This window comes from Enterobacter sp. CPE_E863 (genome assembly GCF_046521465.1).
In the GTDB taxonomy this organism is placed as follows: Bacteria; Pseudomonadota; Gammaproteobacteria; order Enterobacterales; family Enterobacteriaceae; genus Enterobacter; species Enterobacter adelaidei.
In genome coordinates, this window is sequence record NZ_JBKFZX010000001.1 from 2709648 (window position 1) to 2727032 (window position 17385).

A 17385-nucleotide genomic window follows, 5' to 3' on the forward strand; every position below is an offset into this window, starting at 1 on the left:
TCCACTTATAAGGCGGCTGCACCCGCCAGAGGTTCATGTTTCTTGATCGATATCTCTACTCGCCCACCAGGTACTTTAGGGCCCCACTCCACCAGCATTCGCTGCACCTGACTGTCATCCTCCCAGATGCCAGCGTGAGTAAGCGCATCAAACAGAGCCTTGTTGTAATTGTCGATATCCCGACGGCGAGCATCTGGCTGAAAGAGAAGGATCTCCACCGCAGCTGGTGACGATGATGGTTTAGGAAGGCATCGCAGCTGCTCAATAATCGCTGCGCATGCCGCACTCTGATATGCCCTGCCTTTCTCACTGATAAGATGGCGGCCTTTTAACGGCCCCTTGTTCGGGGCTCGCCAGTAGGTGTTTACGCTCGGCGGGAACGGGAGCACCAGTTTCATAAAGTCACTCCCTTCTTTTTCAGCCATTCCACCGCGTTATCTCTGGCCATGTCTCCACCGGATAGCAGGCCTTTAATGATCGCTACCGGATCAGCATCTAATTCTGTTTTGACGACGGTAATGCCCCTGGCAACGCCAGGAGCAATGGAGAGGTAACCTTTTTTCTTTAGCGCCTTCACATGCTCAGCAGCAGCGTTTTGCGATGAGCAACCAATCAGTTCAGCAAGCTCTATCAAAGTTGGTGGGAAGCCAACCTTTTCAATGTGAACCTTGATAGCTTCATACACTTCACTTTGACGCGGCGTTAACTCGTTCATGAGCCCTCCCCAATTCGGCCCTTGTAGCGGCCAAAGCGACCGTTAAGCCGACCGATGATGCTGTAGAACATCATTAGGCTTACCCCCATAGGCTTAACCTTCTCGTGATACTCCTTCAGGATCGGCGTTGCTATTGAGTTCCACCCTGCTGAGGGATTATCAGTGATGGCTTTCTTAAGCGCGGTGCTGCATTGACGAGTAACATCACGAACCGCGTTATCCTGCTCGGTTGATAGTTTGATCATGCTGCATGCTCCCGGTCATTTGCCACCGGAACAGCAACGCCGGAAATCAATTCAACCGCAGCTGACTCGGCCTGATTACCCCAGTGGTCCCAGCCTGGCGCACCGCAGCGGCTGAAGAGTTCGATGCGCGGAACGTCACCGTAAAGCTTCTCCAGACGGAAACGCGCCTCTGCTGGTTTCTGGCTGTGCTCACCGAGTGGGCTGTAGATAACCTGCTTGATGCTGGCACACTGGCGTTCGAGTCCATTTCCCCGAGTGGCAATCAGCATGTCTTCGGTATTGGCTCGGGTGTAGTTCCCTCCGTTCATGCGGGTCTGCTCATTAAGCAGGTCGAGGAAGTCGTAAAAATCCTCTACTCCACCAGCCTGAAGCGCTTTGTTGATGTGCTGCTCTGCCAGCTGGTTGAGCTTCACCCAGGTGAAGCCCTTCATCGTGCGGACCTTAAAGCCCCATGCTTCAGCCAGTTCGATTGCCTCGCGGGTATGCGTGCCGGTGAACCACATAGCCAGAACGGCATCATCTGCAGCAAGGTCCCAAACCGGAAGACGCTTCATGTCGATAAGCTTCATCGTGCCGTAGTGATTGGTGGCAGCGCCATTGCTGACAGTGTTGCCATATTCCCAGGCTGGGTCAGCGTAAATCAGAGAGTATTTCATCAGACGTTCCTCGCTCGGCCAGCCAGACACCAGCCATCACCACTTGGTTTAGCTCTCTGAACCATACTCAGGCAGCGCTGGCGCTCATCCATAATTTTTTCCCGCATCTCTTCGCTTTTGGAGCGGTTGAAGGCATCCATCAGGACAGTGGCAGCACGCAGGAACAAGCCCTTGTCAGATAATTCCTTGGCCTTCTCCATCATCGCAACGACAGCCGGGTTTGGTGCGCTTTCCTGTTTTGGCTCAGGCATCACTTCGGCTTTTTCTACCGGGTAGCGCGGGACAATAGGCCCAATCGGACCAATTGGGGCTTTGGCGTAGTAGCGGAAGGTTGGACGTTCTCCACGGCGTTCTGCTCGTCCCAACATTGCCAGGCGGCACACCGCACGCTGAACACTGTGTAACTCGTACTCTGGTAATGCGGCGGCGATCTCCTTGTTCGTCAGTCCAGGGTTGTTAGCCACGAAAAGCTGGATAGTTTTCAGAAAGCTCATTGAGTACCTCCGGAAACACGGAAACCTGAGTTGGCTGGAACGCTGTAATCAACGTTCTGGAAGTTGGCCTTAAAGTTTGGGTCAGAGCTACCGCTCAGTTGCCAGCGTCCTTTGACACACGCAGGCCTGCCGCGCTTTTGCCATTTCTGAGCCTTATCAAAATACTCAACGCAATTTTCTGGACCAAAGAGAGTGCTCGGGCGAAGATAATCATCCATTTTTGGATCGTCAGCCCATTTTGCTGTGAGATAGTCCACCACCAGCATCAGGTCTTCAGCGCTGTAGTCTTCGGAAAGTCTTCCCCTGATGTATCCCAAAACGGTTTTGTTGCGCCCGCCCTTCCCGTATGACGATCCAGTAACCTCGTTGAAATGGGATAAGACACGAATTGCCGGATCGATATCGTCTGGTTGCGAGGCAACCTGACAAGAAGTTTTTTTATCTGATGGATCAGTAGTTGATTTTACTGACGGATCCCCACCAGATTCTGACGGGTGAAAACTGCCGTTATTACTGCTTTCCGACGCATCGAATTTTGACGGGTCGGATTTTGATGCATCAGATTTTGACGCGTCAGATTCTGACAGGTGAGAAAAGGCAGAATCACGGAGCTTTTTAACATTTAATTGATAAACGTTGGATGCGTTACGGTTGCCCTTACGGCGCTGCTGGCGAGTCAGCCAACCATCTTTCTCAAGTTGACCTATTGCCGTGCGAACAGTACTCTCACCAGCCCCAATCTGACGGGCAATAGTAGCGATAGAAGGCCAGCTAACCCCCTCGTCACTGCTGAAGTCTGCCAGACGCGCCATGATGGCAACGCTGGACAACTTCATGCCTGAAGAAGCGCAAGCGTCCCAAACGTAACCGGTTAATTTAGTGCTCATGGTCGTCCTTTAACTCTGTAAATTTACGCTGGAATTGCTCAAGAGGGCTGAAGCACTCATGATCGTACCCTTCGCGAAGGTATATAACGCGTCGAGTCTGTGGCTACCATCTGATGACACGGACCGGGACGCCGTAGTGGTCTTTGAATCGCCGGTTAACTTCAGCCATTCCTCACGCCCCTTCTCGTTCATCTGAGCAAAAGCCTCTACCATCGCGTTCTCAGGCTGGTAGTTGTTCGTGTCAGCCTGGTCGTTTAATCTCTCCACATAGCCGAACGGGGAGTCTTTTCCCACCAGTGGAAGGCATCTGAATTGCTTCGCTGGTCTCAATCGGTTTAAACTGTTCATGCGTTAGTTTCTCCACTGAATACGACACGCCAAGACGCCCGGAGCTGCACACTCGCGGGCGTCACTTTTTTTGGCTTTGCTTACGGCTAAACAGCGCGACAATCGCGCGGATTTCTTCTTCACGCGCAGCCAGGTGACGGCGGTGATACTCGTTAATTTCTTCCGCTTCATGAGGTTCTATCACTCCGTCTTCCAGTGCTTTCTGAATAACGGTGTCGACACGTCCGCGTGCAGCTGATGTACGCATTGCACGATCAAACAAGTCGACACGGTCCAGGTCTTCCAGATGCGGAACATCCACCAGCAATGCGCCGCGACGACGAGCAAAGTAGTCAGCCAGGAGAGACGTGTTTGAAATGTCCTCCATCGCTTCCAGCTCGTTCACTTCGAAGAAGCGGCAGCCGTTCTTCTCGTACAGGTTGTTGTTGAACTGCGTTACGGACATGCCAAGAGCACCAGCCATAGCCTCACGGCCACCGGGGTACGCTTTGCACATCGCTTTCACTACTTCTTTCAGGCTTGGCTCTACCATGTTGTTTTTCCTTTGGTAGTTACGTAATGCTGAATGCTGGGTTACGGTGTGACTGCAACGTCAGGATCAGCAGGTTTGTTTTTGTTAGGGAATGGTCGTACTTCCTCGGCTTCAATTTTCCCGTCTTCGTTAACCAGGATATTTACCCGGCGATTACGCTTGAGGGCTTTACTGATGGCGCTTTGGTATACCCCAAGAGCATCAGCTGTTTTGGCCTGACCGTTTTCCAAAACATATTCAGAGAGCGGAATAATCTTCATTGGTTTTCCTCGTGGTTTGCACATAAGAAGTATCACTGTTAGTGATAAATAAGTCAACACTAGTGGTGATTGGTGATTATGCCGTGCGGTGATAAATTATGAGAATGAAAAAGAAACCATTGACCGCCGAACAAATTGCCGACGCCAACAGGCTGAAAGCTATCTTTGAGTCCAAGAAAAAAGCGCTGGGGCTCTCACAGGAGACTTTGGCTGAACAAATGGGTATGGGGCAAAGTGGTGTCGCTCAGTTACTGAATGGCACCAACGCTATCAACGCTACTCATGCTGCACAGTTCGCTAAAATTCTCGGGGTAAAAGTCGATGATTTCAGTCCATCCCTTGCAGCTGAGATATCAGCTATGTTTGAGGCGATTGCTAACGGAAGAAATCAATCCTCTGTGTATGAGTACCCGCTGTTAACCGAAGTTCAAGCGGGTTCATTTTGCCCAGTTAATTCATACACAGAACGCGACGCGAAGGAATGGGTTTCAACCACTGTTAAAGCCAGTGATTCTGCCTTTTGGCTTGAGGTATCAGGCCATTCAATGACTGCTCCTCCAGGAGTAAAGCCAAGCTTTCCTGAGGGAATGCTCATACTCATCGATCCAGAACAGGACGTTGAGCCTGGTGATTTTTGCGTAGCTGGTATATTCAACGATTCAGAGGTCACTTTTAAAAAATTTGTGCGTGAAGACGGGAAGCCCTGGCTAGAACCTCTAAACCCCAGCCCTCGCTATCAGGCCATTGAATGTAATGAGAATTGCAGGATAATAGGCAAAGTTGTTAAGGCCCAATGGCCTGAAACCATCTTCGAATAAGGAGCCAATCGGCTCCTTTTTTTTGCATCTTTTTTCATCTTACTAATCATAAAGTTAACACTATACGTGATATTTTTATCACTACAGGTGTTGACCATTTAATTACTATTGGTGATACTCATTATGCACCGGGGTGATGATGTTTAAGACCATCGGTAAGTTAGCAGTACGGTATATGGCACATGTGCCGCAGCGGTCCGGGGATTCCTTAGGCAGTATCCCGATCCAGCGGGTAGCCGGAATGTGCAAGCCAGTTGTGTACGACAGCCAGAGACGTTTCACCAGCGTGGCGATCAGGTGTGACACCTCGGAAGAGACGAGGCCATAACAGGTAAGAGCACTGATGTTTGCGTTTCACACCTGGGCGCGAATATCCATCTCAGGCAGTGCTCTTTCCGTTGTGGAAGTAGATTTTCAGCCTGGCACCTGAAGCAAAGAAGAGGCTGGAAATCTCCGGCTGGTTACCGGCCACAACCTAATCACGTAGCCAGCGTGGTAAACCCGGAGTAGCTGTACCAGATGCTTTGTGTAGTCTTGGCGGTGGCAGTTGTGAATGTCCTTAATGTCGACCGCCCCTTTTCACAACTGAAAGCGCGTTCAGCCGGTTCCTTGAGAGGCCTCAGTCGTTAAATCAACTCAGGGGAACGCGCTCACAATTGTGGAGAAGCTAACTGGCGGTGGCAGCCGCCCGTTTCACTAAGTGCCCTGGTATGGTGCTTACTAAAACGAAACCACTTTATTTTTTGTCGCCATCTGGCGAGGGATTCGTGCAACCAAAATTCAGCGGAAATTTCCACTGGAGGACTGATGAACCATCTCGAATTTATTGAGAAGAACGTGAGGGAACAGCTGATTAAACAAGGCTTTTCCTCTTCGGTGGCTCAGGGGGTGGGCATGGCAAGCGATTGATTTATATAAGCGCATGTCACAGGCCAGCAAGAAAGGCGCGATTTTCGATGATGTGATGCGGCACGCGAAAGCTTGGGCAGACAAGCAGGTTTCAAAAGCTGAAGTCACCCGGAGAAAACGCACCTCCCCTAAAGACCAAGGCGGCCTCTTCTAAGTTGTAAGGCCATGAATTCAGCGCTGTGCAGAGCGCTTATAACACGGAGAAACTATCCATGACGAACACACAGAACGTCACCGAGTTACAACCACGCATGACCAGAGAGCAGTTGATCGACGCTGCGCGTACTGCAGCTAAGTACCTGCCTATTGCTTCAGCTCAGCTTATGAATGAGCTTGCTAATCGCCTGGACATTACCAGCATCGTGCTGTGCGAAGCGATGGCACAGCGTAAGGAACTGGCCGAGCAGAATGCCGCCCTTCGCCAGGATGTAGCGAGTTGGGCCAAAGAGTGCGACCGCATTGTGGAGCGCCACACTAAGACCCGAACCAATATGCATCTTCTGGAAGCACAGCGCGAACTGCGCGAACTGCCTCCTGTGGTGATTTCCATGAAGAACGAGGTTGCTCTCTGATGGCTAACTCATTCAAGCAGATGACCAAGGCTGGTGTAATTAAGCGCACCGATACCGGGATGTTTATCAGCCTCGATCAAATTCATGTGCGTGAAGGTTTCAATAAACGAGAAGACGATGAGCGCACCCGCCTGGCTGATGACGACCTTTTCCATTATCTAATGAACGGTGGTGCTGTCCCTCCACTGGAAGTTATCGCCCGTGATGAAGGTGGCGTATGGGTTGTAGAAGGTCACCGCCGTCGCCGCTGCTATGCACGCTGCGCTGAAGCTGGAAAGCCAGTGGACCGCATTCACATCATGCCGTTCAACGGTAACGATGTGCAACGCCTGGCGCGCATCATGACCAGCAACAACCAACTTCCGCTCTCCGATATGGAGCAGGCTGCAGTTATTCAGGAGCTGCATAACGCCTTCAATCAGACCACCAGCGAGATCGCAAAACTGGTCAACAAGTCTGTTCCTACTGTCGAGAAGCTCCTGCTACTCAGCACAGCTAACCACGACGTTCAGAAAGAAGTTAAATCCGGGACCGTGTCCGTAGATGTTGCCGTTGATCGCGTAAAAGAGTTCGGCGAGAAGGCCGGTGAGGTTCTTCAGAAGGATAAAGCTTCTGCTGCAGCAAAGGGTAAGAAGAAAGTTACCCGCAGCGTTATAGCGCCGGAAATTAGCGTGAAGAAAGCGCGTCGCCTTGTTGAACTGATTAGCCTGGCTGGGATAAGTGACACAGGCGTTATCTCTCTCGAAGGTTTGGCTCATGCAGAAGCATCGCAAATTATTGATGAGCACAAAGCCATCGCCGACCAGCTTCGCAAAGGAGTGCAGTCGTGAGCACTTCAATTAGCTATATCGATGATTGTCATCTTAGCGTGCGAGTCGATGAAATTGCATCATCCGTACCTACTTTTCCAACAAAAAATGCAGCCGTTAGTGCAGGCGCGGCATTCGGATGGAGGACCGCAATTCGTCTTAATCGACGATTCGAAAATGTGTGGGTAGTTGGTAAGAAATGCTTCCAGGGCGATCACTCTGCTGGGCTTAACTTTGAAGCATATCGATTCCCACTATTACGATGGGAGAAAGACGGTGGCATTACAAAATGCCCGGTTCTCTCTGTGCGCAGGTTCAATCCGGAGGCCGAACAATGAGCAACATCGACAAACGCGCATTACGGGAAGAGTTCCAGTACATGCAAGAGAACTACAGCGACCCGGCTGACCGCGATCGCCAAGTGATTTACATCGCGGCTGAGGCGCTGCTGGATGAGCTGGAAGCCGCAGAGAAACGGATTGCTGAGCTGGAGGCGCGGGAGGTGAAATTGCCTGATTTAAAAATGCTTCGTGATTACCTAGCCGAAGTAACTCACCGTGAGCGTGAAGATATTCTGGTTGGTGTCCGCCTTGAGTTTTTCAGGGCGCTTGAAGAAGCTGGCGTGAAGGTCGCCGCAGCCGGTAAAGGAGATGCATCATGAGCGCTATCACCAAAGAACGAGTTCAGTTCAATTCTGAAGGCAGTGATTGTCAGGCCAATGCAGAGCAATGGGAAGTTCACGAGCTGGCGCGTATCGCGCTGGCATCGCTCGAAGCGGAGGCTGTTGGCGAAGTTATTGAGCAACAGTCAGGAATGATGATGGATGGTCTTGTCATTTCAGAGAAGCAAACTTATCGAAATATCAAAGGCATCCACAAAATGAAGATGATGCCGCTGGGAACGAAGTTCTATACCGCTCCGCCAGCGCCAGCCAATGCTGAACCCGTAGCCTGGCTGTGGTCACACAGAAAACATCCGAGAGAAGTTACGCTCGTTCGTCCTGAAGATGATGAGAAAGCAGAAGCAGCTCTGTGGTCTGGGTGGAGTTGTCAGGCTCTGTATGCAGAAGTGCCAGCGTCCACACCGATGAAAGACCATCAGATACGAGAACTGGTAAACGAGTTGCGTAATATCGCGGTCGAGTACCACGGAACGCAGCAGCTACGCGAACGCATTGCCCGAACCGTCCGCGCCGCCATGCTTCAGGGTGCCGAACCCGATTTTCGGGAAATCTCAAATTCGTCAACCAACAATTTTCGGGAAAACGCGGAAACGTCAACCAAATGCTGGTGCCACACCTGCCGCCCGGTGAAAATTTCCGACATGCGATTCGTCGTCTGTCCTGATTGCGGCAATAAGCGCTGCCCGCACGCCAATGACCACAGAAATGCATGTACCGGAAGCAACGAGCCAGGGCAGGAAGGCAGCGCATACCCAGCAGCACCGCAGCAGGAGGTTAAGTGATGGCTAACCTGCAACTGGCTGTTAACGGTGAATACTTCGACCAGATGAAGTCCGGAGAGAAGAAGTTTGACTATCGACTACTCAATGATTACTGGCGCAAGCGATTGGTTAACCGAGAATATGACAGGCTGATTATTACTCGCGGTTATCCACGCGCTGATGATTCAGAGCGTCGGATTGATGTCCCATATCGAGGATACAAACTGCAGTCAATTATTCATAAGCATTTTGGTGAAGACCCCGTGAATGTATTCGCTATAAGGGTTGATATCGATGCCTAACCCATTCGACGCAGTAATGTTCGTGCTGCTGGTAATTAGCGCACTTCAGCAAATAGGGTGGCTGCCATGGTGAGCAAACTTAAACAGCGGCGCGTGCGCCGCCTTAAAGCCGACGTGGCATGGTGGCGGGATGAGGCAGAGGATTGCCGCTCCCGCCTGCTGGAGCTGGCCGGGGAAATCGACAGCCTCAAAAAGTTGGTCATCCGCGTACCGATGCCGGTTCTCATGCCAAAGGAAATGGTCCACCAGCTCTATTACACCGAAACAAAAAGATGTCGTACCTGCAATGATGGGCTCCGTGGTGGTTGCTCATCTTGCATTTTCTATAATAGATAGCCGGGTGCAGCCGGTTAAGTGGAGAGCTATACGATGAGCGGACAAAGCCAACGTTTTCTTACCCCTGATGACCTCTATCAGCTTACTGGTTATCGTCGCCCTTCCCTTCAGTGCCGAGCGCTGAAAGAAAGCGGTGTATTTTTCGTGCCCCGAAAAGACGGCAGGCCAGGAACTACATGGGATCATGTAACTAATCCTGCAGGCCTAAAGCTGGTAGTGAACAATCCAGAGGAAGAAGAACCAAACTTTAAGGACATGTAATGCCCAGAATCCGCAAAAACCCAGATGATAACTGGATGCCGCCTCGCGTTCGCCGGGGCAAATCAGCATATGAGTTCAGAACCCCTGACGGAAGAACAGTCAGATTGTGCAACCACGATCTAACCAAGTCTCAGGTCTGGGCAGTCTATGAAAACTTCATCAACGATATCAAGGTTGGTTCCAATTTCCATGCCCTATGCGAAGAGTTTTTTAACTCTGGTGACTTCCATGAGCTGGCAACAGAGACCAGAAAGGATTATCGGAAATATGGTTCAAAGGTAAATGTCGTTTTCGGAAAAATGAAACCAGAAAATATCAAGCCAGAGCACATCAGAAAGTATATGGATAAGAGGGGGGTTAAGAGCAGAGTTCAGGCGAACCGGGAGAAAGCCTTTATGTCTAGGGTGTTCAGGTGGGCATATGAGCGCGGCAAAGTGAAAATGAATCCATGCCAGGGTGTGAAGCAGTTTAAAGAGCAGGCGCGCACCCGGTACGTGACGGACAAAGAATATGATGCACTCTTCAGCGTTTCGTCGGTAGCGGTGAAGATTGCCATGGAGTTGGCCTATTTATGCTGCGCACGCCAGGGAGACATTCTGGATCTTAAAAAGAGTCAGATACTGGATGAAGGGATTTTAATTCAGCAAAGTAAGACGGCAGTGAGTCAGATAAAGGCGTGGACAGTACGCCTGTCAAATGCGGTCACCCTGGCTGATTCTCTGCCTTTAAATAGTGGTATGGTGAGCCTTTACGTAATCCACCAGCAGTCTGGTTCTCGTTATACACGTGATGCTTTTAATGCTCAGTGGATGAAGGCGAAAAAGTTAGCCGCAGAAAAATTTCCTGAGCTCGAATTTAACTTCACGTTCCATGACCTGAAAGCTAAAGGGATATCTGATCTGGAAGGAACGCTGCATGAAAAACAGGAAATATCGGGCCACAAAAATGCTTCGCAGACTGCACGATATAACCGCAAAATATCTGTAGTCCCGGTGGTTGGGGGGCAGTAATGCCCTCTTTCTATGGCGAAGATGAATGGCGAAACAATGGCGAATGGCGAAAAATAAGCAATAAAAAACCACCTTTCGGTGGTTTATACGACACTGCTTATCATTGATTTTATTCTATTTTTCCCATGGTAGCCGGAGTGGGACTTGAACCCACACAGCGCGAACGCCGAGGGATTTTAAATCCCTTGTGTCTACCGATTCCACCATCCGGCCAGGGAAGAAAGTGGAGGCGCGTTCCGGAGTCGAACCGGACTAGACGGATTTGCAATCCGCTACATAACCGCTTTGCTAACGCGCCGTTAAATCTTTCAAACTGACACCCGCTACTGCGCATGTCTTTAATCTGGAGCGGGAAACGAGACTCGAACTCGCGACCCCGACCTTGGCAAGGTCGTGCTCTACCAACTGAGCTATTCCCGCATGTCATCAAGTTGACTTCTAACCACTTGATTTCATTATCGTCCGGCTTGCTGTGCCGCCGTTCGATGCGTTGCATTCTACTGATATGACGTTATGAGTCAACGTTATTTTTTGCATCCCTGGATCGTTTGCTGAAAATTACGGCGAAACGATCACTGATCAAGCAAATCCCCGCGGGCAGCGTTTAAATATTGCAGCATTGACCACAGCGTCAGCACTGCCGCAACCCACAGCAGACCAATCCCCGCCCACTCAACCCAGGCGTTCGGACGCCAGAGCATCCAGACCAGTGCCGCCATTTGCGCGGTTGTTTTCACTTTACCAATCCAGGAGACCGCCACGCTGCTGCGTTTCCCCAGTTCGGCCATCCACTCACGCAGTGCAGAGATAATAATTTCACGGCCGATCATCGTCGCCGCAGGCAGCGTCACCCACCAGGTATGATAATGCTCGGCCACCAGCACCATCGCGATAGCGACCATCACTTTATCAGCAACGGGATCGAGAAAGGCACCAAAACGGGTACTTTGATTCCAGCGACGTGCCAGGTAGCCATCAAACCAGTCGGTGACTGCTGCAATCAGGAAGATCAATGCACAGGCGAAAGGTGCCCAGACAACCGGCAGGTAAAACGCCAGTACAAAGAACGGAATAAGCACGACACGAAAGAGAGTGAGCAACGTAGGGATATTAAATTGCATAATGACGGTAACTGTTTGTTGTCAGTAAAATTTAGCTCTATGTTGCTACAGAGCCCTCAATGTTTCAACGAGTAGTAGATCTTTTCTGCCAGCCCTTGCGAAATACCCGGCACTTTTGCAATTTCCTCTATGCTGGCGTTGAGTAATCCTTGCAATCCGCCCATATATTTCAGCAGCATTTGACGACGTTTTGGCCCCACGCCCTCAATCGTTTCCAGGGTACTGGTATTTTTTACCTTTGCCCGTTTTTTGCGATGACCGCTGATGGCGTGGTCGTGTGATTCATCACGAATATGCTGAATGACATGCAACGCCGGGGAGTCCGGCGGCAGGCTGAAGCCCTCACCTTCCGGCTCGAAGAAAAGCGTCTCAAGGCCAGCCTTGCGATCGGCCCCTTTTGCGACACCCAGCAGCAGCGGATGGTTTTTATCCCAACTGACATCAAGCGATTCAAATACCGCTTTCGCCTGGCCGAGTTGCCCTTTCCCACCGTCAATCAGGATCACATCCGGGATCTTGCTCTCTTCAATCGCTTTACCATAGCGACGGCGCAGCACCTGGTTCATGGCCGCATAATCATCACCCGGCGTGATGCCGGTGATGTTATAGCGGCGATACTCGGCGCGCAGTGGGCCATTGGCATCAAACACCACGCAGGACGCCACCGTCTGTTCACCCATCGTATGGCTGATGTCGAAACACTCCATACGTTTCACTTCCGGCAGCTTCAGCAGCGTCGCCAGGGCGGTTAAGCGCTGGCTCACCGTAGATTGCTGAGACAGCTTCGTCGTGAGCGCCGTCGCCGCGTTGGTTCGTGCCAGCTTCAGATAACGCGCGCGATCGCCACGCGGTTTGGTTTGTACGTTAACCCGACGACCGGCGAGTTCAGAAAGCGAATCGGCCAGCAGCGTTTTATCACCGAGGTTAAAATCAAGCAGGATCTCCGATGGCAGCGTGCGCATCTGGCTCCCCTGCAGATAGAACTGGCCGACAAAGGTTTCCACCACTTCACCCAGCTCGGTGCCGCCAGGCACTTTTGGGAAATAGCTGCGGCTGCCGAGCACTTTGCCCTGACGAATAAAGAGAACATGCACACAGGCCATCCCGGCGTCAAAGGCCACGCCGATGACGTCAAGATCGTCACCAGTATTTGAGACAAACTGCTTCTCAGTGACTCTGCGCACCGCCTGGATCTGGTCGCGGATACGCGCTGCCTCTTCAAACTCGAGTGCGGCGCTGGCTTTTTCCATCCGTTCGATCAGTTGCGTTAATACCTGATCGTCCTTTCCAGCCAAAAACAGGCGCACATAATCAACCTGCTGGGCATACTCTTCTTCACTCACCAGCCCGGCAACGCAGGGCCCCAGACAACGCCCAATCTGGTACTGCAGGCACGGACGCGATCGGTTACGGTAGACGCTATTTTCACACTGGCGGATAGGGAAAATTTTCTGCAGCAGCGCCAGCGTCTCGCGAACGGCATAGCCGTTAGGAAACGGTCCAAAATATTCACCTTTCGCATGCTTTGCACCGCGGTGCATAGCAAGACGCGGATGGGTATCACCACTCAGAAAGATAAATGGATAGGATTTATCATCACGCAACAGGACGTTATAGCGCGGCTGGTAGAGCTTTATATAGTTGTGTTCAAGCAGCAGCGCTTCGGTTTCGGTATGCGTGACGGTGACATCAATGTTCTGAATGAGTGAGACCAATGCTTCGGTCTTACGGGAGGCAAGGTTGCTGCGGAAATAGCTGGAGAGGCGTTTTTTAAGATCTTTTGCCTTCCCCACATAGATAACCGTGCCGCCAGCGTCATACATGCGATAGACGCCAGGCTGGCTGGTTACGGTTTTCAGAAACGCTTTTGAATCGAACACATCGCTCACTGACTTAACAACGTCTCCGCATTACACAAACCATGTCGGATGGCCAGATGAGTCAGTTCGACATCACCATGAATGTTCAGTTTACTGAACATCCGATAACGATAGCTGTTCACCGTTTTCGGGCTGAGATTCAGTTGCTCCGAGATCTCATTCACCTTCTGACCTTTGGTGATCATCAGCATAATCTGCAATTCACGCTCAGACAAACTGGCGAACGGTGATTCGTTTTTCTCAGGCTCGATCTGACTTAGCGCCATCTGCTGAGCAATGTCGGAGGCGATGTAACGCTGTCCGGCAAACACAGAGCGGATAGCATTAACAACTTCTTGTGGTGCGGCACCTTTACTCAGGTAACCCGCAGCACCCGCCTGCATCACTTTCGCGGGCAGAGGATTTTCGGTATGCACGGTCAGCATGATGACTTTCGTATCGACGAAAGTCCGCGCAATTTTGCGTGTTGCTTCGAGTCCACCGATACCGGGCATGTTCATATCCATCAGCACTACATCCGCCGAGTTTGTGCGGCACCATTTTACGGCATCTTCCCCACAGCACGCCTCACCGGCAACTTTAATACCTTTAATATCTTCAAGAATGCGTCGTATCCCTGCGCGCACCAGTTCGTGGTCATCAACAAGAAGGACGTTGATCAAAGGAAATGTCTCCAGAATAGGGATAACGCTACTGAGTGATAATTTGGTTTATATTAACGGTTTTCCTCGCAAGATTAAAACGTTAAAAAACTGGCTATTCGATTTTGCTCTCGTTTCTGGAAATTAGCCTGTACAGGCTCTGGAAAGCGGGTCCGTGCATTCAGGGCTTTTGCGGCTATTTTTAAGCATCTGTATTCAAATAGTTACAAAAAAATTGCAGAGATTCCCCACCAGAAAACAGCGTTCAAATTTTTGTAACAATAATTAACGGCAAGCGAACCGGACATAAACAATTAATAGCCACTGGCTGTCGCTCAGTTTACGGGCACGCTCTGTTTACGCAATTAAACATCTGCGTAAAAGTACGAAAAACAACCGCTGCATTTTTTGCTGCAGCTTGTGGTATACTCCGCCGCCTTGACTTTCGTCGTCGCGCTTTAGCGCCGTTTAATAATGAGGAAAATAAATGAGCACACCTGAATTTGCCACTGCGGAGAATAACCAGGAACTGGCACAGGAAGTAAACTGTCTGAAGGCGTTGCTAACACTGATGCTACAGGCGATGGGCCAGGCTGATGCCGGTCGTGTGATCATTAAAATGGAAAAACAAATCGCGCAGATGGAAGACCAGGCGGAATCAGCGGTATTTGCCAACACCGTTAAGCAAATCAAACAAGCCTACCGCCAGTAATAAAAAACGGCTGGATGCATTGCATTCAGCCGTTAGCTCGTCTGGCACGCAGAACGTAGAGTTTAATCAGATCAGTCCCGTTGCCGCCGCATAGCACGCAATCTGCGTCTTGTTTGGCGCGTTGAATTTCTTCTGCATATTCTTCTGATGGAAGTTAACGGTATTCTCCGAAATTGAAAGAATGATCGCTATTTCCGCTGACGTCTTCCCTTCCGCGGTCCATTTCAGAATTTCGCGCTCACGCTTGCTGAATTTCATTTCAGGCTGCATGACCATCTCATCTTCAAAACGGGTCAGCGTGGTTAAGGCCATTTGTACCAGCATCTGCAAGCGTAATTCTATTTCTTCGCTGGCTAAGGGTATTTCCAGCACACTAGTACGGGAAACCGACAGAAAACCGAGTGCGTGATTCGGCAGCATCAGACACTGCGTTATTCCTTTACGTAAACCGTGGTCTTGCGCGCAGCTCCATAATTCCTGAGCATCCGCAAATAATTCATCGGTCCAGGGTAAATGACCATGAATGAAATTCTCGGGTTTTAACACTGGATCAACCGTGAAATAGTTCGCAGATTGATATTGCGCCATCCACTGCTTTGGGTAAGTGGTATGCACTGCAATCTTAGGACGCGTAAATGGCACGGGATGACGCACACAGAGTGCGTAATAATCAAATTCAAGCGCCTGAGTTTGTCTCTGTAGTTCCTGATATACCTCGTCGGCACAGGTCAATTCCTGAAACCGGAGGGAGCAATCCCGTCGCCAGGTGAAAAAGTCTGAATCCTTCATACTTACTAAATGAAGCCTCTGAAAAGATAATCATTATTATGGTGAATATAAATTAACACATAAAACTTATTTCTAACTACAAAATATCGGCAATAGCACAATTAACTTTACTATTGATAAGGTTTATCCGAGCTGGATGGAATAAAAAAACATGGGATAAGGCGATAAAGGAGAATAATTTGCCCCAGGCTAAATTCCTGGAGCAAATTAGTGCAAAAATGCTACTGCATGAGGAATTTTTCCAGGAACTGGCGAGTTCGCGGCTGCTGAGGGTTAGCAAACAGGCTTTTCGCCGGCCCCTGCTCCACAATTCGCCCTTGATCCATGAAGATGGCTCTGTCGGCAACATCGCGGGCAAAGCTCATTTCATGTGTCACGATAACCATCGTACGTTTTTCCTGAGCCAGCTGACGAATAGTGTTCAACACTTCCCCCACCAGCTCAGGGTCGAGTGCAGAGGTAGGCTCATCAAACAGGATCACGTCAGGACGCATGGCCAGCGCGCGCGCGATTGCCACGCGCTGCTGTTGCCCCCCTGACAAACGGCGCGGGTAGCTAGTCTCTTTACCCGCCAGCCCGACTTTGGCAAGCAGTTCACGCGCTCGAACTGTTGCTTCCTCTTTTGATTCCCCTTTCACAATTACCGGCCCTTCAATAATGTTTTCCAGCACCGTGCGGTGCGGGAAAAGATTGAAGTTCTGGAAAACGAAGCCAACATGCTGGCGCAAACGGCGAATTAACCCTTTCTGCTGACTGATGGATTTGCCGGTATCAATGGTTATATCACCGACACGGATGGTTCCACCTTCCGGCTGTTCCAGCAGGTTAATGCTGCGCAGCAGCGTCGTCTTTCCCGAACCACTCGGTCCGATAATTGCCACCACTTCCCCTTGCTCAACTTCCAGATCAATCCCGTGGAGCACCGTTTGACCGTGGAATTTTTTCACCAGGTTTTTGACGTCGATAGCACTCATTTTGGATCACGCTCCTGGCGGTTAAGCTGGTTTTCGAAATAGTTTTGCAGGGCAGACAGCACCGTCGCCATCACCCAGTAAATCAGCGAGGCCGCCAGATACATCGTGAAGACTTCCAGCGTACGCGAGGTAATGAGCTGCGCCTGGCGGAACAGCTCCGGCACCTGAATCGTCGCCGCCAGAGAAGTATCTTTCACCAGACTGATGAAGCTGTTGCTGAGTGGCGGAAGCGCGACTCTCGCGGCCTGCGGCAGAATGGCCCGACGCAGCGTCTGCCATGGCGTCATCCCGATACTGGCGGCGGCTTCCCATTGTCCTTTGTCAATAGAGGAGATGGCCGCACGCAGCGTTTCTGAGGTATATGCCGCGGTATTAAGCGACAGGCCAATCATTGCCGCCGGAATCGGATCCAGCTCGATACCAAACTGCGGTAAACCGTAGTAAATCATAAAGAGCTGAGCGATAAGTGGCGTGCCGCGAAACACAGAGATATAAAAACGCGCCAGCCAACGCACCGGTAAAACCGGTGACATGCGCATTAAGGCCAGCACAAAGCCCAGCACCAGCCCAAAGAACATCCCGCCAATACTGAGTTGTAACGTAAATACCGCACCTTTCAGCAGATACGGCAGCGAATCAATAACCAGTTGAATACTTTCTTGCATTATTAT

General features: G+C 50.6%; 25 protein-coding genes, 3 tRNA genes and 1 pseudogene. 11 read left to right on the forward strand and 18 right to left on the reverse strand.

The window, feature by feature from the left end; all coding sequences use genetic code 11:
• Positions 1-5: 5 nt before the first annotated feature.
• The 9 genes and pseudogenes from ACLHV8_RS13405 to ACLHV8_RS13445 form a co-directional block, all read right to left on the reverse strand.
• The gene (locus tag ACLHV8_RS13405) at positions 6-398 is read right to left on the reverse strand and encodes a RusA family crossover junction endodeoxyribonuclease (RefSeq protein WP_410376945.1); all 393 of its coding nucleotides are present in this window, start codon (positions 396-398) and stop codon (positions 6-8) included.
• Positions 395-715, reverse strand: coding sequence for a LexA family transcriptional regulator (locus ACLHV8_RS13410; RefSeq protein WP_410376946.1), 321 nt, complete (start codon positions 713-715; stop codon positions 395-397). The genes ACLHV8_RS13405 and ACLHV8_RS13410 overlap by 4 nt, the downstream gene beginning before the upstream one ends.
• Entirely contained in the window at positions 712-960 is a 249-nt protein-coding gene (locus tag ACLHV8_RS13415) for a hypothetical protein (RefSeq protein ID WP_410376947.1), read from the reverse strand. Before ACLHV8_RS13415 ends, ACLHV8_RS13410 begins: the two co-directional genes overlap by 4 nt.
• The gene (locus ACLHV8_RS13420; RefSeq protein ID WP_410376948.1) at positions 957-1616 is read right to left on the reverse strand and encodes an MT-A70 family methyltransferase; all 660 of its coding nucleotides are present in this window, start codon (positions 1614-1616) and stop codon (positions 957-959) included. Before ACLHV8_RS13420 ends, ACLHV8_RS13415 begins: the two co-directional genes overlap by 4 nt.
• A complete protein-coding gene (locus tag ACLHV8_RS13425; protein ID WP_410376949.1) occupies positions 1616-2110 on the reverse strand; it encodes a hypothetical protein in 495 nt (164 codons plus the stop codon). The genes ACLHV8_RS13420 and ACLHV8_RS13425 overlap by 1 nt, the downstream gene beginning before the upstream one ends.
• Complete coding sequence (locus ACLHV8_RS13430; protein ID WP_410376950.1) at positions 2107-2997, reverse strand: conserved phage C-terminal domain-containing protein; 891 nt, start codon at positions 2995-2997, stop codon at positions 2107-2109. Before ACLHV8_RS13430 ends, ACLHV8_RS13425 begins: the two co-directional genes overlap by 4 nt.
• Positions 2987-3166: pseudogene (locus tag ACLHV8_RS13435) on the reverse strand (DUF4222 domain-containing protein). The gene ACLHV8_RS13430 and the pseudogene ACLHV8_RS13435 overlap by 11 nt, the downstream one beginning before the upstream one ends.
• A 240-nt stretch (positions 3167-3406) precedes the next feature.
• On the reverse strand, positions 3407-3877 hold the full coding sequence (locus tag ACLHV8_RS13440; RefSeq protein ID WP_049015358.1) for a YmfL family putative regulatory protein: 471 nt from the start codon (positions 3875-3877) through the stop codon (positions 3407-3409).
• A 41-nt stretch (positions 3878-3918) separates the two neighbouring features.
• Complete coding sequence (locus tag ACLHV8_RS13445) at positions 3919-4137, reverse strand: Cro/CI family transcriptional regulator (RefSeq protein ID WP_410376951.1); 219 nt, start codon at positions 4135-4137, stop codon at positions 3919-3921.
• 98 nt (positions 4138-4235) lie between these two features.
• Between ACLHV8_RS13445 and ACLHV8_RS13450 the strand changes: the two genes are divergently transcribed.
• The 10 genes from ACLHV8_RS13450 to ACLHV8_RS13495 all read left to right on the forward strand — a co-directional run bounded on the left by ACLHV8_RS13450 (position 4236) and on the right by ACLHV8_RS13495 (position 10597).
• A complete protein-coding gene (locus ACLHV8_RS13450) occupies positions 4236-4955 on the forward strand; it encodes a LexA family protein (RefSeq protein WP_032624446.1) in 720 nt (239 codons plus the stop codon).
• A gap of 1121 nt (positions 4956-6076) precedes the next feature.
• A complete protein-coding gene (locus tag ACLHV8_RS13455; RefSeq protein ID WP_410376952.1) occupies positions 6077-6436 on the forward strand; it encodes a hypothetical protein in 360 nt (119 codons plus the stop codon).
• Positions 6436-7266 (forward strand): chromosome partitioning protein ParB, encoded by an 831-nt coding sequence (locus ACLHV8_RS13460; protein WP_410376953.1) that lies wholly within the window; start codon positions 6436-6438, stop codon positions 7264-7266. The genes ACLHV8_RS13455 and ACLHV8_RS13460 overlap by 1 nt, the downstream gene beginning before the upstream one ends.
• On the forward strand, positions 7263-7583 hold the full coding sequence (locus ACLHV8_RS13465; protein ID WP_410376954.1) for a hypothetical protein: 321 nt from the start codon (positions 7263-7265) through the stop codon (positions 7581-7583). Before ACLHV8_RS13460 ends, ACLHV8_RS13465 begins: the two co-directional genes overlap by 4 nt.
• Positions 7580-7906: a hypothetical protein gene (locus tag ACLHV8_RS13470; protein WP_410376955.1), complete on the forward strand. Its 327-nt coding sequence runs from the start codon at positions 7580-7582 to the stop codon at positions 7904-7906. Before ACLHV8_RS13465 ends, ACLHV8_RS13470 begins: the two co-directional genes overlap by 4 nt.
• The gene (locus ACLHV8_RS13475; RefSeq protein WP_410376956.1) at positions 7903-8709 is read left to right on the forward strand and encodes a hypothetical protein; all 807 of its coding nucleotides are present in this window, start codon (positions 7903-7905) and stop codon (positions 8707-8709) included. Before ACLHV8_RS13470 ends, ACLHV8_RS13475 begins: the two co-directional genes overlap by 4 nt.
• Positions 8709-8990, forward strand: a complete 282-nt coding sequence (locus ACLHV8_RS13480) for an ASCH domain-containing protein (RefSeq protein ID WP_410376957.1) — start codon at positions 8709-8711, stop codon at positions 8988-8990. The genes ACLHV8_RS13475 and ACLHV8_RS13480 overlap by 1 nt, the downstream gene beginning before the upstream one ends.
• Before the next feature lie 66 nt (positions 8991-9056).
• Positions 9057-9326: a hypothetical protein gene (locus tag ACLHV8_RS13485; RefSeq protein ID WP_410376958.1), complete on the forward strand. Its 270-nt coding sequence runs from the start codon at positions 9057-9059 to the stop codon at positions 9324-9326.
• A gap of 33 nt (positions 9327-9359) precedes the next feature.
• Positions 9360-9587 carry a DUF4224 domain-containing protein gene (locus tag ACLHV8_RS13490; protein WP_016063584.1) on the forward strand — a complete coding sequence of 76 codons (228 nt, stop codon included), beginning with the start codon at positions 9360-9362 and terminating at the stop codon, positions 9585-9587.
• A complete protein-coding gene (locus tag ACLHV8_RS13495) occupies positions 9587-10597 on the forward strand; it encodes a tyrosine-type recombinase/integrase (protein WP_410376959.1) in 1011 nt (336 codons plus the stop codon). The genes ACLHV8_RS13490 and ACLHV8_RS13495 overlap by 1 nt, the downstream gene beginning before the upstream one ends.
• Before the next feature lie 126 nt (positions 10598-10723).
• Here the strand turns inward: ACLHV8_RS13495 and ACLHV8_RS13500 are convergent.
• The 6 genes from ACLHV8_RS13500 to uvrY all read right to left on the reverse strand — a co-directional run bounded on the left by ACLHV8_RS13500 (position 10724) and on the right by uvrY (position 14260).
• Positions 10724-10810: transfer RNA gene (locus ACLHV8_RS13500), tRNA-Leu, on the reverse strand.
• An 11-nt stretch (positions 10811-10821) separates the two neighbouring features.
• Positions 10822-10895, reverse strand: a tRNA-Cys gene (locus ACLHV8_RS13505).
• A gap of 46 nt (positions 10896-10941) precedes the next feature.
• A tRNA-Gly gene (locus tag ACLHV8_RS13510) sits at positions 10942-11017 on the reverse strand.
• Between the two features lie 152 nt (positions 11018-11169).
• The gene (gene pgsA, locus ACLHV8_RS13515; protein ID WP_028019572.1) at positions 11170-11718 is read right to left on the reverse strand and encodes a CDP-diacylglycerol--glycerol-3-phosphate 3-phosphatidyltransferase; all 549 of its coding nucleotides are present in this window, start codon (positions 11716-11718) and stop codon (positions 11170-11172) included.
• A 56-nt stretch (positions 11719-11774) separates the two neighbouring features.
• Positions 11775-13607 carry an excinuclease ABC subunit UvrC gene (gene uvrC / locus ACLHV8_RS13520; RefSeq protein ID WP_208595306.1) on the reverse strand — a complete coding sequence of 611 codons (1833 nt, stop codon included), beginning with the start codon at positions 13605-13607 and terminating at the stop codon, positions 11775-11777.
• Positions 13604-14260, reverse strand: coding sequence for a UvrY/SirA/GacA family response regulator transcription factor (gene uvrY, locus ACLHV8_RS13525; protein ID WP_028019574.1), 657 nt, complete (start codon positions 14258-14260; stop codon positions 13604-13606). Before uvrY ends, uvrC begins: the two co-directional genes overlap by 4 nt.
• Before the next feature lie 466 nt (positions 14261-14726).
• Here uvrY and ACLHV8_RS13530 point away from each other — a divergent pair, with 466 nt between their 5' ends.
• Positions 14727-14951 (forward strand): DUF2594 family protein, encoded by a 225-nt coding sequence (locus tag ACLHV8_RS13530; protein WP_014832453.1) that lies wholly within the window; start codon positions 14727-14729, stop codon positions 14949-14951.
• A 66-nt stretch (positions 14952-15017) separates the two neighbouring features.
• Here ACLHV8_RS13530 and sdiA read toward each other — a convergent pair whose 3' ends face one another.
• The 3 genes from sdiA to tcyL all read right to left on the reverse strand — a co-directional run bounded on the left by sdiA (position 15018) and on the right by tcyL (position 17379).
• A complete protein-coding gene (gene sdiA / locus ACLHV8_RS13535) occupies positions 15018-15740 on the reverse strand; it encodes a transcriptional regulator SdiA (protein ID WP_208595305.1) in 723 nt (240 codons plus the stop codon).
• A gap of 221 nt (positions 15741-15961) precedes the next feature.
• Positions 15962-16714 (reverse strand): L-cystine ABC transporter ATP-binding protein TcyN, encoded by a 753-nt coding sequence (tcyN, locus tag ACLHV8_RS13540; RefSeq protein WP_023312288.1) that lies wholly within the window; start codon positions 16712-16714, stop codon positions 15962-15964.
• Entirely contained in the window at positions 16711-17379 is a 669-nt protein-coding gene (gene tcyL, locus ACLHV8_RS13545) for a cystine ABC transporter permease (RefSeq protein WP_028019576.1), read from the reverse strand. Before tcyL ends, tcyN begins: the two co-directional genes overlap by 4 nt.
• Positions 17380-17385: the final 6 nt, after the last annotated feature.

Excerpts from the sequence above, each read along its gene's own strand:
- ACLHV8_RS13530 (WP_014832453.1), top strand. The coding sequence starts at position 14,727 with ATGAGCACACCTGAATTTGCCACTGCGGAGAATAACCAGGAACTGGCA.
- ACLHV8_RS13450 (WP_032624446.1), top strand. The coding sequence starts at position 4,236 with ATGAGAATGAAAAAGAAACCATTGACCGCCGAACAAATTGCCGACGCC.
- sdiA (WP_208595305.1), bottom strand. The coding sequence starts at position 15,740 with ATGAAGGATTCAGACTTTTTCACCTGGCGACGGGATTGCTCCCTCCGG.
- ACLHV8_RS13440 (WP_049015358.1), bottom strand. The coding sequence starts at position 3,877 with ATGGTAGAGCCAAGCCTGAAAGAAGTAGTGAAAGCGATGTGCAAAGCG.
- ACLHV8_RS13425 (WP_410376949.1), bottom strand. The coding sequence starts at position 2,110 with ATGAGCTTTCTGAAAACTATCCAGCTTTTCGTGGCTAACAACCCTGGA.
- tcyL (WP_028019576.1), bottom strand. The coding sequence starts at position 17,379 with ATGCAAGAAAGTATTCAACTGGTTATTGATTCGCTGCCGTATCTGCTG.
- ACLHV8_RS13445 (WP_410376951.1), bottom strand. The coding sequence starts at position 4,137 with ATGAAGATTATTCCGCTCTCTGAATATGTTTTGGAAAACGGTCAGGCC.
- ACLHV8_RS13455 (WP_410376952.1), top strand. The coding sequence starts at position 6,077 with ATGACGAACACACAGAACGTCACCGAGTTACAACCACGCATGACCAGA.
- ACLHV8_RS13480 (WP_410376957.1), top strand. The coding sequence starts at position 8,709 with ATGGCTAACCTGCAACTGGCTGTTAACGGTGAATACTTCGACCAGATG.
- ACLHV8_RS13460 (WP_410376953.1), top strand. The coding sequence starts at position 6,436 with ATGGCTAACTCATTCAAGCAGATGACCAAGGCTGGTGTAATTAAGCGC.
- ACLHV8_RS13415 (WP_410376947.1), bottom strand. The coding sequence starts at position 960 with ATGATCAAACTATCAACCGAGCAGGATAACGCGGTTCGTGATGTTACT.
- ACLHV8_RS13410 (WP_410376946.1), bottom strand. The coding sequence starts at position 715 with ATGAACGAGTTAACGCCGCGTCAAAGTGAAGTGTATGAAGCTATCAAG.
- ACLHV8_RS13485 (WP_410376958.1), top strand. The coding sequence starts at position 9,057 with ATGGTGAGCAAACTTAAACAGCGGCGCGTGCGCCGCCTTAAAGCCGAC.
- ACLHV8_RS13470 (WP_410376955.1), top strand. The coding sequence starts at position 7,580 with ATGAGCAACATCGACAAACGCGCATTACGGGAAGAGTTCCAGTACATG.
- ACLHV8_RS13490 (WP_016063584.1), top strand. The coding sequence starts at position 9,360 with ATGAGCGGACAAAGCCAACGTTTTCTTACCCCTGATGACCTCTATCAG.
- tcyN (WP_023312288.1), bottom strand. The coding sequence starts at position 16,714 with ATGAGTGCTATCGACGTCAAAAACCTGGTGAAAAAATTCCACGGTCAA.
- ACLHV8_RS13420 (WP_410376948.1), bottom strand. The coding sequence starts at position 1,616 with ATGAAATACTCTCTGATTTACGCTGACCCAGCCTGGGAATATGGCAAC.
- pgsA (WP_028019572.1), bottom strand. The coding sequence starts at position 11,718 with ATGCAATTTAATATCCCTACGTTGCTCACTCTCTTTCGTGTCGTGCTT.
- ACLHV8_RS13495 (WP_410376959.1), top strand. The coding sequence starts at position 9,587 with ATGCCCAGAATCCGCAAAAACCCAGATGATAACTGGATGCCGCCTCGC.
- ACLHV8_RS13475 (WP_410376956.1), top strand. The coding sequence starts at position 7,903 with ATGAGCGCTATCACCAAAGAACGAGTTCAGTTCAATTCTGAAGGCAGT.
- ACLHV8_RS13405 (WP_410376945.1), bottom strand. The coding sequence starts at position 398 with ATGAAACTGGTGCTCCCGTTCCCGCCGAGCGTAAACACCTACTGGCGA.
- ACLHV8_RS13430 (WP_410376950.1), bottom strand. The coding sequence starts at position 2,997 with ATGAGCACTAAATTAACCGGTTACGTTTGGGACGCTTGCGCTTCTTCA.